Origin of the sequence: Bradyrhizobium sp. SZCCHNS1050, assembly GCF_032484785.1 — a bacterium.
Taxonomy (GTDB): Bacteria; Pseudomonadota; Alphaproteobacteria; order Rhizobiales; family Xanthobacteraceae; genus Bradyrhizobium.
The window spans coordinates 1,624,332-1,636,285 of the sequence record NZ_JAUETR010000001.1 but is presented as its reverse complement, the minus strand read 5'-3'; the positions used below and the strand labels follow the sequence as shown (position 1 = coordinate 1,636,285).

Below are 11,954 nucleotides of genomic sequence, written 5' to 3'. Positions count from 1 at the left end.
GCCGGCGTCTCCGCCGGCTCCGATCGCATCCAAAAACCACCTTCAAGCAAGCCGCGCGCCTAGTGCGCGGCCTCCAGGGCCGCCGCCTCCTGTCTGGCGATGGCGCCCTTGACGGCGGACTGCACCTTCTCGAACGCGCGCACCTCGATCTGGCGCACCCGCTCGCGCGACACGCCGAACTCGGCCGCCAGGTCCTCGAGCGTCATCGGCTCGTCGGCCAGACGCCGCGCCTCGAAGATGCGGCGCTCGCGCGCGTTGAGCACGCCGATCGCGCCGTTCAGCGCCTGCCGCCGGTGGTCGTATTCCTCGTGCTCGGCCATGATGGCTTCCTGGTTGGGCGTATTGTCGACCAGCCAGTCCTGCCATTCGCCCGCTTCGCCGTCGTCGCGGATCGGCGCGTTCAGCGAGGCGTCGCCGCCGAGGCGGCGGTTCATGTCGACCACGTCCTGATCGGTCACGCCGAGGCGCTTCGCGATCAGCTTGACCTGATCCGGATGCAGATCGCCTTCATCCAGCGCGTTGATGCGGCTCTTGGCCTTGCGCAGGTTGAAGAACAGCTTCTTCTGGTTCGCGGTGGTGCCCATCTTCACGAGCGACCACGATCTCAGAATGTACTCTTGTATCGACGCCTTGATCCACCACATGGCGTAGGTGGCGAGGCGAAAGCCCTTCTCGGGCTCGAACCTTTTCACCGCCTGCATCAGGCCGACATTGCCTTCCGATACGACTTCGGATATCGGCAGGCCGTAGCCGCGATAGCCCATGGCGATCTTGGCCACGAGCCTGAGGTGGCTGGTCACGAGTTTATGCGCTGCGTCGCTGTCGTCATGCTCGCGCCAACGCTTGGCGAGCATGTACTCCTCCTGCGGTTCCAGCATCGGGAACTTGCGGATCTCGGCGAGGTAGCGTGAAAGTCCCGATTCTCCGTTGAGAACCGGCAGTGTAGCTGTACGGGCCATCGAGCGCCCTCCAGTTGGTTCAGGCCCCCGATAGCGGCGGGCCAGGCAAAGCGGTCGCTTGGTTAAAGCCGGCCGGTTTGCGACGTTCCATGCGTCGACCATTCGACGCAGGCGCAACATACACCATTTTCGCCCCCCGGTGGAAGGATTCCGGGGGTCACGACCCCGTGTGGCTCCATTAAGTTTTTGACATGCTTGCGTTTTTCTGAAGGTCCTGCGTCATAGCGCCGCTCGCAGGGCCTCCCCCAAAAGAGAAAGATCCTCCGGAAGCTCCGATTCCCAGCGCATTATTTCTCCCGTCCGGGGGTGCTCGATCACCAGCAGATAGGCGTGCAGCGCCTGCCGCCCGAGCGCCGCGAGCGCCGCCCGCGCGCCCGGCGCGAGCTGGTTCGCCTTGGTCTTGAAGTGCGGGCCATAGACGGCATCGCCGAGCAGCGGATGGCCGAGATGGGCCAGATGCACCCGGATCTGGTGGGTGCGCCCGGTCTCGAGATGGCAGGCGATCAGCGACGCCACCGGCTTGCCGTCGCGGCCGGCAAAACTCTCCTGCACCTCGTAATGGGTGATGGCCTCGCGGCCTTTGGGCCGCACCGCCATCTTGTCGCGGGCATGCGGATGCCGGTCGATCGGGGCGTTGACGGTGCCATGCGGCCGGTGCGGCACCCCCCACGCGAACGCCAGATAGCCGCGCTCCATCGCGCCGGTGCGGCCGTGGTCGGCGAACTGCGCGCTCAGCGAGGCGTGCGCGTGATCGTTCTTCGCCACCACCATCAGCCCGGTGGTGTCCTTGTCCAGCCGGTGCACGATGCCGGGGCGCTTGACCCCGCCGATCCCGGAAAGACTGGCGCCGCAATGCGCGATCAGCGCGTTCACCAGTGTTCCCGTCTCGTGTCCGGCGGCGGGATGCACGACGAGGCCGGCCGGCTTGTCGATGACGACGATGTCGTCGTCCTCGTAGATGATTTTCAGCGGGATCGCCTCGGCCGCGGGCTCGGCGGCGACAGCCTCCGGCACGTCGATTGTGATCGTGTCGCCGGCTGTGACGTGATAAGCGGGGTCCCGCACGGCCTCGGCGCGGAGCGACACCTGTCCGGCCAGGATCAGCGCCTTCAGCCGCGACCGCGACAGCTCCGGCAGCCTGGCTGCCAGCACGCGATCGAGCCGCGGCGAGCCTTCGTCGCCGGCGACAATGACCGTCATCAGACCGTGGGATTGTGAAGTCGAGATGTCCATGAACTCTACCGTTGCGCCCGAGCCGTCCTCGCCCGAGCAGGCCCAGCTGATGGCGCGGCTGCGGCGCATGATGATGATCGCGGGCGTGACCACCTCGATCGCGATCGCAGTGCTTCTGGTCGCCATCGGCTACCGCCTTTTCCGCGGCGATGGAAGCACTGCGTCGGGCCCGGACCTCACCGCCATGCTCCCGAAGGGCGCCCGCATCGTCGCCACCGGCACCGCCGGCGACCGCCTGGCGGTGACGCTCGATGTGGGCGGCACCACCGAGATCCGCACCTTCGACGCCAAGACCCTCAAGCCCACCGGCCGCCTCCGCTTCGCGGTCGAGCCGTGAGGGCAGGGCGGTTTCGCCCGGCCATTTCGGCCCTTTCTCTTTTTGACTTTGGCCCATCTCCCCGCCCGCGGGCAGTCAGCGCCTCCCCCGCCTGCGGGGGAGGTCGCATCGCATCGAAGATGCGATGCGGGTGGGGGAACTCTCTCCTCTGGCACCGGTGCTCGCGGCGCCCCCACCCCAACCCTCCCCCGCAAGCGGGAGAGGGAGCCCACCGCCCTCGCGGTCGGCTGATTCCATTCCCATTGATATCCACTCCCCTCACCACCCGGGCGGTGAGCTCCCCTCCCCCTTGCGGGGAGGGGTCGGGGGTGGGGGTCCCCCCGGGGACTCTCTCCTCCTCCACCCACAAATTCTGCATCCCCCGTCTTGCGGCGCGGCGCGTTCAAGGCTATGCGGTTCACCTCACGCTCCCTTCGTCTAGCGGTTAGGACGCGGCCCTCTCAAGGCTGAAACAGGGGTTCGATTCCCCTAGGGAGCGCCAATAAAATCAATGATTTATATCGATCCCACTAAAGTCGTCGAATATCCGTCGAATAAGCCTTAGCGGACAATGGCGGACTTTCCGTAGGGGGGCCGTCGTGCAGTGCGCGATTTATGGTTCCTGCCAGCCGAGCTGAAGCTATCCTGGGACATGATGGCGGGGCTGTCGCATCGCATCCAGACACGGCTTGAGGAAATTCTGCTGAGTGGGAGCTAGGGCAGGGCAGTCGAAACTGCCCTGCGACCTGGATCAGAGACCCAGACTCTTGATGAAAAGGATCAGGTAACCCAAGGTCACCAGACCGTAAGCAAACGCGTACACGTTGAACTCCTTTGGTCATAGAGATTTGCACCTCAAATCAAGGGAGACGATCACCGATCGTTCTGGGTATTTAGGTGGATGAGCGTGCCGCCCTGCTGGATTTGGCAGATTCTGGCGGAAAATATTTCTGCTGATCGAAGCCGGAAAAGCCGGTGCCGGCATATGAATAGGGCCTGTTTTGGCGATGTTGCCGGCCTCTACCGACAGGCCTTGAACGCGGCCGGGTAGCCCCTACCGACCTTGTTGAACTTCGGCTCGCCCTCGGTATGGATGGCAAGTACGGCAGTCGGTTCTAACGGTTCCACGGTATAGACGTCGAACCCTTCGCGGTCAGGTCGACAGCCCAGTGTGCGTGCGACTGCGCCGATGACTGCACGGCCGGCCAAATATGAATGCGTTGTCTTGGCGAGGGGGACGGTTACCTCAAGGATGCGCGGACGGCCGATTGTTGCGACGAGGGCCTTCAGTCTCTCATCTTCCAGCCAGAAGTATATAGAATCGCCTCCCCAGCTCTTCAGCAGCGCATTGAAGCGGCCGACTCGCTCGCGAGGGTTATCTCATGTGGTACGACAAGCTACCGGGAAAGTCATGGACAAGCCTATGGTCGGGATATGTGGCTTGCGGTAGCTGCCCCGCTATTCGCACGATCCACGGGCCCTGCCCCGGCTGCGGTGCTGATCCTTTTGATTTAACGCCTCAAACCATTGTCATAGATGGCGAGGAGATGGTTCTGCATGCGACATTCGCGGGCGCTGAAGGTCGCTACGAGGACTACATCTACCTACAGATGCTCCAGCGCGAGTGGGAGCGCCCAGTTGTCGAGTTCCAGGCACTTGCCGGTGCGGAACGTCCATCAGCGCAAGCGGCCTTGGTGCTGCTGTTCTGGGGTTACTTCGAGACCCGTATTGAGAGACTTCACCGTGCAGCGATGCGAAAGCTTCCGCAGCGCGTCCTCGATGACCAACTCAAGCGATATTCTGGGATCGGGAGCCGGCTGTACGATCTGTACAAGATATTCTTTGGCACGAATTATTTCGACGATCTGCGCGACCATGGCTTTGTGTCAGTTGCCGACCTGCTCACTGACATTCACAAGCGTCGAAACGAATTTAGCCATGGGAAGCCACAGGCCATCAACGACGAGACAGTGACCGCCCTCGTCGAGAACCTCAAAGCTGAGCATGAAGCTTGGACTACGGTATTTAATTCTCGTATGAGGTCCTGAGAACCACAGTGGGCGAGGCGAAGCGAAAAAGAGAGTCCGTCTTGAATGGCCCTTGCCCGTGCGGTTCGACGCGTCCCGGGCGGGTGTGCTGTTTCAATGGCAAGGACTGGTACAAGGCGTCCGCTGTCCTTGGATTGAGCGCGCTTCCGCAGGCATCGAACATCTCCAGATGCTATATGAACGGTATGGGTTCGTGCGTCGGCCCCATCTCGGGCGAGCACATTATTTCGGAGTCGGTCATCAGGCTTTTGATGGGCGACGGAGATTTCTCCGTGGGCGGCCTTCCTTGGCTCGCGCCCGGCGAGGAAAAGATTCTCGCACCCCAAAATCTGCGTTCGAACTGTCTTTGCACCAAACATAACAGCACCCTTCATCCACTCGATGATGCCGCCAAGTATTTCTTCGCTTCCCTCAAGTCATACCTGGAGAAGGATGCGGGATCGAGACACGCCCTTGTCTCGGGGCACGACCTCGAACGATGGCTGCTAAAAACGGCCAAGGCGGCTGCGGTCTCGAAGAACCTTGCCAGGGGCAGGGCGCCGCTATCTGGCGCGTTCTCACGCGACGCAGCGCTGTTGGACATGCTCGACGACCCCCGTTATTGGCCGGACGGTGCTGGGCTTTATTGCACCATGAAGGCGGGCGATCGAACTCTCAACCATTCGCGCTTTCAGCTACAGCCCCTGACAAATGACCAGGAGGATATCGAAGCGCTGGCGGTGAATATCTTAGGTCTAAGCTTTGTGCTGCTGCTCGAACCTCTCGAGGAAAGCAAATATCCCTTCCTGCGCGGCGCTAGATATCGACCAGGAAGGATCGTCATAGCGTATCCCGCTGCGACCAATTGGCTGACAATGAGCTGGGAGGACGGCAGGGCGCACGATTCGATGACGATGCAGTTCGTCCAGCCGGTATCCCCCAAGCCGTAGAACGCCTACACGATCTGCGACGCGTAAGCCGACTCGTAGATTTTCTTGCCTTCTTCCGTCTCAAGGCGAAGCAGGCAGTACAGCTCCCAATAGCGGCTCCACCGCTCGTCATCCGGTGCAAGGTACTCGATCGGTAGGCCGAGCTGTTTGGCATCGGCGTAATCAATGGGCTGGCCGTGAGTCTTCCATTGGCTGGCGCTCATCAGAGCCTGGGAAATCGTTGAACTCGGTGCGCCACGGCGCTTCAGCATGTCTTCGGCGAACGTCCTCACACGGTCGCGGATACCCTGAAACTTCTTGACAGTCCTGGCGTCGAAGCTATCGAGCATCAATAGCGCAATCGGGTCGTTCGGGTTTTTGCGCATCACCTCGCAGTGCTCTTCATAAGCTTCCAAGTAGCCCATCACTGAGTAGGTCAGCTCATTGCCGCGGGCGTCCTTCAGGAGGAATTGCGGATCGATCATGCCAAGCTCAGAAGTGTTGCTCATGATTATCTTGCTGGCGGCGAGTGCCATCAGGGTACCGGCACTCTTCGCCAGGTCGGGCACGATCACACGTAACGGCTGTGTGCCTGCCTTCGCCAGCACGAGCTTGACCAGCTTCTCGCAGGCGTCGACGTCACCGCCGCCGGTATTGAGAAGGAGATCGATCGGGGAATTTTCGGGAATGTTGTGGAGCATCTCCACAAAGCCGATCACATCGTTGCGGTCGATCTCGGTTTCCAAGCTCGAAACGTAGCAGATGAGCTTTGTGCCCTCGGTTGCGTTGATGTGTTTGATAAGCTCCTGCCGTTGGTAGCGACCCGCGTTCATCGCCGCGTACATGGGCGTCTTCGTAAGCGGACGCTCGGCCTTGGGCGGCGCAGCCTCAGATGCCGGCAGGGATTCTTGGCTGTTGTCACTCACCGAATGTATCCCCCACCCAATCGACCTTCCCATCTCTTATGAAGTAGTGGCATCTGCGCCGGCCATCATAGTAGTTCACGCTTGGCGAAAGCGAAAGGGGGCCATCAACCGTAGATAATTGCCAGAAAGGGCTCCGGTCGCGATCGAGGTTGAGCATGATGCGATGGCCGCTTCGGCACGGACAATCGAAGGCGATCCACTTCCGGCGCGATATGTCGCCGACGACGACGGCGGTGCTTCTCGGCAGCTTCACTGGTATCTCATCAGCCGACTCGACCCGGCCGAGACAGTACAACGGTGGCTGATGAATCAGCCACTGAGGAAGCCAATCAGGCCGTTGCCACTGCCACCGCGGCGGAGGCGTCAGCCACTGAGGTAGCCAGTCGACCCACCGCCACTGCCACCAACGAATCTTCATGCGCCGGGCCACGCTTGTTCAAGGAAGGGGGTGCCATCGCCCCTGCCGATCTTTTGGCTTTCCGGGTCGCAGTAATGACCGGGTCGAGGCTTCGCATTGTTGGTCGAGATTTCTCTCTCATGCCAGCGGAATAGAACCTCCGTCGGCCTCGGGCTGGGCCCGAAGCCGATCAGGCGCTCCAGCAGCTCATTAATGGCGGCGGAAGCGATGCTGGTAGTGAACGTCACCACCGCTGGTTCAACGGCTCCCAGGACGGGCGCATAGCCTTCATTCTCAAGCCGTATCCGCTCCTCCGGCGTTCGCAGCTCGGTTTGCGCCCGGGCGAGGTCGATTCGGTCGCGGCAGACCAGGCAAGCCCCGCCCGGCGTGAGCGTGGTGACGCGGCCGTTGATGCTCGCAAGCGCTCCATCACCGCCCAGCAGCACGCCGCAATCGATGACGGGGGCAGCCAGGAAGGTCGAGAACCGCGAGAGAACCAGGCGGCCGGCGTTGTCATCGGTGCAGCCGAAAACGACATCGCAAGGGATCAGTTCGCGCGCCGTCTTCTCGAGGGTCACCATCGCCGCCACGGTATGGCATTCGAGATCGGGCGCGATCGCTGTCAGGTGGCTTTGCAACACGGCCGTCTTCGCTCTGCCGACGGCAGTGGATGTCGAGCCATAGACCCGCGTGACGTTGCTCTCGGTCAGCGTATCGGCATCGATTAGGGTGAGATGACGGACGCCAAGACGCACCAGTTGCTCGGTGACAGCCGACCCGGTGCCGCCGCAGCCGACGATTCCCACGCGCAAAGCGCCAAGAGTCTGCTGGATGTCAGCGCCGAAAGCGCGGACGCTCCGGTCAAAGATTGCGGGGATTTGCGGGGCGGCCGAATTGAAGGAATGGAGGAGCTGCCACTTGTCGCCGACGCGCCACAGGCGGTCGATCGGCGTTTTCCTGCCATCGCCGAGATGTACCTCGCCGGTAAAGGTGATTCCGTCGTCGCGTGGAGACGCGATGAGCGTGACGTACAGTTCCGAGCCCGAACGCAGCCGGAAGAGGTCGGAGATATCCTGATCGACCTTGCGGTCGGCCATGCTGGGTGTCGGGTGACCGATCGTGCCGGGATGGGTGTGAAACCAGATCGGAATGGCACCGATGCGCTCGGCTTCAGCGAGGGCAGGGACGTACCCCTGCGACGCGATGGTCAGGTGATCTCCTTCGCGCGCGAGATAGGCATCTTGCGGCACCCAGCGCATCCCACGTCCGAGCAGCCGGATATCGCCATTCGGTGCGCGGGCGAAGCCTGCGAGCAGCACGCCTGCGGTTTCCACCGGAAGCCGGGCGGTCTGCTCAATCTCCTGGAAGAGCGGTTCTGTCAGGACCAGCGTAATTGTCATGAATTCCCCGGCGCCGCTTTCAGCAGCTCGTTTCTGATCAAAGCGAAGTAGCTTTGAAGTGAGTCGATGCCCGAGCGCCATTGGCCCGGCGTGAAGTGCCTCGACCAGCGCTGCCATTGACGTCCGAGGTGGCCCTCCCGGGCCTCGGTCGCCGGGATGACAACGCCGTCTGTTCGGCGTACGGGCGGGTCGAACCACCACATATCCGGCGGCACATCGGGATAACCAGGAGCTAGGCGAATAAGCAGATCGCTGGCCTCCTGGTCGAATCCCTTCGGAAGCCGGTACGATGGAACGAGCACGCAGATAACGCCGCCTTCAGCAGTGACCTGATGGCCTGGAGCCTTGGCGTTCAGATATTCGATGTCGTGTGAAGGCAGCACGGTAGTTGTTCCTTAGGCGAGGCCCGGGTTGATCTGCGTGGGCGCCGTGAAGAAGCGCAGGCCGTCGCGCATTTTCACCTTCTGCGTGTCCGCGATCTTTTCATCCGAACCGCCGGGCACGACCTCGAACAGGTCGCGGTCAGGGCCGATGGGCGGGTTGGGCAGTGCCCTGAGCTGGGCGCCCGTGAGGAAGTGCTCCTTCACCTTGAACTCGGTGCGGTCGATCTTGATCTCGTACGGGTGCTGACGCTCCTCGGGCTGCTTCAGCTCCTCCAGCTCCTGGCGCTCGAATTCCTCCAGCTCCTTCTTCTGGCGTTCCTCGAATTCTCGCAGCTCGCGAAGCTGGCGTTCCTTGAAAGCCTCAAGTTCCTTCTCGCGGTCGTCCCGGCCGATTCTCTCATGTTCAGACATTGTGGCACCTCCGTTGATTGATACCAAGATACCATGGTATCAAGCCGCTTGACAAGGCCGGTGCTAAGGTGCAAATTTCCCGCATGAAAACGACCAAAGCCATGACCATCCGCCTCACTGACGAACAGGCCGAGGCGCTCGAAACCGTTGCGTCGGTCGAGCAGCGAGCCGTTTCGGACGTGATTCGCGCCGCGATCAGCGAGCACATCGAGAATCGGCGCAAGGACCCCGCCTTTCAGGACGACCTGAAAGCTCGGCTTGCTCGCGCGCGTCGTCTGCTGGCTCGGCAAGCCGGCTCAGAGTAGCGGCGGGTTACAGAAGCTTTTGCAATTCGGCTTTAAGCGGGTCGAGATCGCGGTCGAAGCTCGCGATCATGGCCGGCAGGAACGTGTCGCGGTTAATACGCGTCAGGACGAGCGGGTGTCCTGCCCGATGGCCGACAAGGTGCATAAGCGAGAGCTGGGATCGTCCATTGCCTTCCCGAAAGGGATGGATGGCGTTGAGTTCGGCCAGGAAGTCTGCGGCGGCATCCAGGAAGTCCGCATCGCTCGACCCAGGCTTCAGGGCCGGAAGCGCGAGCTTTCCGAACACCTCGTCCATATAGGAGGCAATGTGCTCAGGATAGGCGAACGGGTTGCCACCCTTTGAGGTGCGGACGGTGCGGTACTTGCCGGCCCAGGTGTAGACGTCCTGAAACAGATGGTGGTGGATGCGCTTGTAATGCGCAGGATTGAATTGCCCGTCTGGGAGAGGTTCGCGTGACCTCAACGTCGACATTTCGAGTTCGAACGCCTCTAGGGTTTTTGCGTCCCTCAGGCGCGCTCGGTTCTTAAGGACCGAGGTGCCCTTGTAGCAGTAGGGATCGTCGAAGACGTCGTAACTGCTCAACGGCGCTAGCGGCCCTTGGGCCGAACATACGCTCTCAAAACCTCGGCCCGCTTTTGGGCCGGCGTCAATTTTGCCTTGTCGAGAGAGGACAGGCGATCCCTAGAAGCCTTGCCAAGCTTCAACCCTTCTACAGCCGAAATGGCCGCAAAAGTCTTATCTCCCAAGACGCGGGTGGAGGAATTGATGCTGGAGCCTTTGCGCTTCTCGGTCATGATCAAGCCATAACACGGATTCGAGGGGGTGGCGAATATGAACTTTCCTATACACTGCCAGGTATTATCGCCGTCTTATCGTCTCGTATGTGATCAAAGACCCCGCTAGCCAAGGGGAGGCAAGCGATGCCGCCGAGGAACAGGCTCCGCTTAGAACTCATCCCAGAGCCCCTTTGGGGCCGGAATCTCCGATCCAACGTGGTCGGTCTAGGGCCCGGTCGCTGGTTAAAGCTCAGCAGAGCAACCCGGTCGGCCCTCGGCAAGTGTTCAATCTGTGGAAGGAAGGACCGCCTGCACGACCACGAAAACTGGAGGTATGTCGAACGGTCTCGCAGCGGAGTTGCCACACTGGTCGGGGTCGACGCGATCTGCACCATTTGCCACTCGGTTCAGCATTGAGGACGTGTTCAGCAGCTCCTGATCATAGGCATTATTTCGCCGGCGGACGAGCGACGATTGATTAGTCAGTTTATGCGGGTCAACAAATGCACCAGGGCTGCGTTCGAGCGGCATGTCGTGCGCTCTTTTAGAATTTGGCGGTTGCGCAGCAAGAAGAAATGGAAAATCGATTGGGGCCAATTCGCGCCGATGGTCATCGAGGCAAAAGCTGCTCGGGATCTCTATCGCCGCCGACGTGAAGCTGCCGCCGGACGCGGTGCCGAGCACATGAGCAACGCGCGGGAGGCGTGCGCGCGAGTGAAGAGGTTAGGTAAAATTGCGGCTTAGGCTGATGGCACTGCCGGTCATTGGCCGTGACGTGTGACAGAACGGGGTGAGAAAACCATGGCTCGCAACGATGAAACGGACGAAGAGATAGAATTCCGGGAAGAAAACGAGCGCCAAATTGCGCTTATGATCGTCGATTCCCTCTGGCAATCGCAGTGGATCAGGGGCGCGCTGCAAACCTATGAATACCACGGCAAGGGATTCGACGGTTATCGGCAAATGTTTGGTCGATCACCGCCCGATTCTCAGCGCCCAAGTATTTCGAGTATGAAATGGAAGTTGGAGGAGTTTGTGCTTCGCGAGCTGCGCGAACGACAATACGAAATCTACACTCATCCCAAGAAGAACAAGAGAAAAGTGACGGCCGCGGATGTGTTTAAACCGCATAAGCGAGAAATGAACACGTACGGACTCCATACCTTGGAGGTTTCCCTGAAGCGAGATGAGTGGAAGGCTTTTGAGAATTCCGCCAGTGGCCGAGCCGAACTTGAGGCCTACTGTCGAGCCAACGGCGTCGATCCGAAAGATCTGCTCAATGTGGGCTACGCATAGCTAAAGCTTGCTATCAGCCTCGTGCAACCAGCGAGTATCCTCGATGTTCATAAAGACGCCGCGCGACGTTGCGATAGGGAGCCTAGCCGCTTGGGCCGATATGGTTTTGTCAGTGTTGGCGACCCCGGCAACGGCGCAGTACCTGGTTGGCGCTGACCGGGCCTCGTTCATCGCTGGCGTTTCCAATTCTTGCTTGAGAGGCCGGGACAGCGATCCAGAAATGAAAGTCATTCTGCTGCTGTACTTTCAGCAGTATTGTACATGTTACGGTAGCGGCCTTGCCGATCGATTGACGAAACGCGAGATTGAAACCGGCAGCGATGCCGTCACAGGACCGGTCATCCGCGAAGTCTCTCGTACTTGCTATGCAATGATTAAGGCGGCTGCCATGAAAGAGCTTGAGGGTCGCAAGCAGCCTCAATGGCATGGATATTTGTTCGACAACAGCGCCGCAAAAAATGATCCGGCTGAGGCCTTGACGTCGTAAGCCTTCGATATCGAGCCCGTGAAGAGATCAATCGCCTGTGGCGCGCTGATGCTCTCCGGAATGCAGAACAGGTCTCCTCGCTTCGTTCAGGTCGTCGCAAGCTGCAGC

16 protein-coding genes and 1 tRNA gene are annotated in these 11,954 nt (G+C 60.6%); 7 read left to right on the top strand and 10 right to left on the bottom strand.

Annotated elements, in window-relative coordinates; genetic code table 11:
- Positions 1–59 precede the first annotated feature (59 nt).
- Positions 60–959, bottom strand: a complete 900-nt coding sequence (rpoH, locus tag QX094_RS07485; RefSeq protein ID WP_315754871.1) for an RNA polymerase sigma factor RpoH — start codon at positions 957–959, stop codon at positions 60–62.
- Positions 960–1,178: 219 nt separating this feature from the next.
- The gene (locus QX094_RS07480; RefSeq protein WP_316187749.1) at positions 1,179–2,159 is read right to left on the bottom strand and encodes an RluA family pseudouridine synthase; all 981 of its coding nucleotides are present in this window, start codon (positions 2,157–2,159) and stop codon (positions 1,179–1,181) included.
- A 31-nt stretch (positions 2,160–2,190) separates the two neighbouring features.
- Between QX094_RS07480 and QX094_RS07475 the strand changes: the two genes are divergently transcribed.
- The 4 genes from QX094_RS07475 (at position 2,191) to QX094_RS07460 (ending at position 5,485) form a co-directional block, all read left to right on the top strand.
- Positions 2,191–2,529: a hypothetical protein gene (locus QX094_RS07475; protein ID WP_315718294.1), complete on the top strand. Its 339-nt coding sequence runs from the start codon at positions 2,191–2,193 to the stop codon at positions 2,527–2,529.
- A 406-nt stretch (positions 2,530–2,935) separates the two neighbouring features.
- Positions 2,936–3,010, top strand: a tRNA-Glu gene (locus tag QX094_RS07470).
- Positions 3,011–3,890: 880 nt separating this feature from the next.
- Positions 3,891–4,556, top strand: a complete 666-nt coding sequence (locus QX094_RS07465) for a hypothetical protein (protein ID WP_316187748.1) — start codon at positions 3,891–3,893, stop codon at positions 4,554–4,556.
- Between the two features lie 176 nt (positions 4,557–4,732).
- A complete protein-coding gene (locus QX094_RS07460; RefSeq protein ID WP_316187747.1) occupies positions 4,733–5,485 on the top strand; it encodes a hypothetical protein in 753 nt (250 codons plus the stop codon).
- Between the two features lie 5 nt (positions 5,486–5,490).
- Here QX094_RS07460 and QX094_RS07455 read toward each other — a convergent pair whose 3' ends face one another.
- The 5 genes from QX094_RS07455 to QX094_RS07440 are packed head-to-tail and all read right to left on the bottom strand — an operon-like array spanning position 5,491 to position 9,008.
- Positions 5,491–6,390, bottom strand: a complete 900-nt coding sequence (locus tag QX094_RS07455) for an SDH family Clp fold serine proteinase (RefSeq protein ID WP_316187746.1) — start codon at positions 6,388–6,390, stop codon at positions 5,491–5,493.
- Positions 6,383–6,808 (bottom strand): DUF6527 family protein, encoded by a 426-nt coding sequence (locus QX094_RS34520; RefSeq protein ID WP_410052902.1) that lies wholly within the window; start codon positions 6,806–6,808, stop codon positions 6,383–6,385. Before QX094_RS34520 ends, QX094_RS07455 begins: the two co-directional genes overlap by 8 nt.
- Positions 6,805–8,187, bottom strand: a complete 1,383-nt coding sequence (locus QX094_RS07450) for a ThiF family adenylyltransferase (protein ID WP_316187745.1) — start codon at positions 8,185–8,187, stop codon at positions 6,805–6,807. Before QX094_RS07450 ends, QX094_RS34520 begins: the two co-directional genes overlap by 4 nt.
- Positions 8,184–8,570, bottom strand: a complete 387-nt coding sequence (locus QX094_RS07445) for an E2/UBC family protein (protein WP_316187744.1) — start codon at positions 8,568–8,570, stop codon at positions 8,184–8,186. Before QX094_RS07445 ends, QX094_RS07450 begins: the two co-directional genes overlap by 4 nt.
- A 12-nt stretch (positions 8,571–8,582) precedes the next feature.
- Entirely contained in the window at positions 8,583–9,008 is a 426-nt protein-coding gene (locus tag QX094_RS07440) for a multiubiquitin domain-containing protein (RefSeq protein ID WP_316187743.1), read from the bottom strand.
- Between the two features lie 56 nt (positions 9,009–9,064).
- On the opposite strand from QX094_RS07440, the gene QX094_RS07435 reads away from it, so the two are divergent.
- A complete protein-coding gene (locus QX094_RS07435) occupies positions 9,065–9,286 on the top strand; it encodes a DUF6290 family protein (RefSeq protein WP_316187742.1) in 222 nt (73 codons plus the stop codon).
- 7 nt (positions 9,287–9,293) lie between these two features.
- On the opposite strand, the gene QX094_RS07430 is transcribed toward QX094_RS07435, so the two are convergent.
- From QX094_RS07430 to QX094_RS07420, 3 genes are all read right to left on the bottom strand, one after another.
- The gene (locus QX094_RS07430; protein ID WP_316187741.1) at positions 9,294–9,869 is read right to left on the bottom strand and encodes a Fic/DOC family protein; all 576 of its coding nucleotides are present in this window, start codon (positions 9,867–9,869) and stop codon (positions 9,294–9,296) included.
- Between the two features lie 5 nt (positions 9,870–9,874).
- Positions 9,875–10,081, bottom strand: a complete 207-nt coding sequence (locus QX094_RS07425; RefSeq protein WP_316187740.1) for a hypothetical protein — start codon at positions 10,079–10,081, stop codon at positions 9,875–9,877.
- Positions 10,082–10,348: 267 nt separating this feature from the next.
- Positions 10,349–10,594 carry a hypothetical protein gene (locus QX094_RS07420; RefSeq protein WP_316187739.1) on the bottom strand — a complete coding sequence of 82 codons (246 nt, stop codon included), beginning with the start codon at positions 10,592–10,594 and terminating at the stop codon, positions 10,349–10,351.
- Positions 10,595–10,864: 270 nt separating this feature from the next.
- Between QX094_RS07420 and QX094_RS07415 the strand changes: the two genes are divergently transcribed.
- Both QX094_RS07415 and QX094_RS07410 read left to right on the top strand, forming a co-directional pair.
- On the top strand, positions 10,865–11,359 hold the full coding sequence (locus tag QX094_RS07415; RefSeq protein ID WP_316187738.1) for a hypothetical protein: 495 nt from the start codon (positions 10,865–10,867) through the stop codon (positions 11,357–11,359).
- A 220-nt stretch (positions 11,360–11,579) separates the two neighbouring features.
- On the top strand, positions 11,580–11,846 hold the full coding sequence (locus QX094_RS07410) for a hypothetical protein (protein ID WP_316187737.1): 267 nt from the start codon (positions 11,580–11,582) through the stop codon (positions 11,844–11,846).
- Positions 11,847–11,954: the final 108 nt, after the last annotated feature.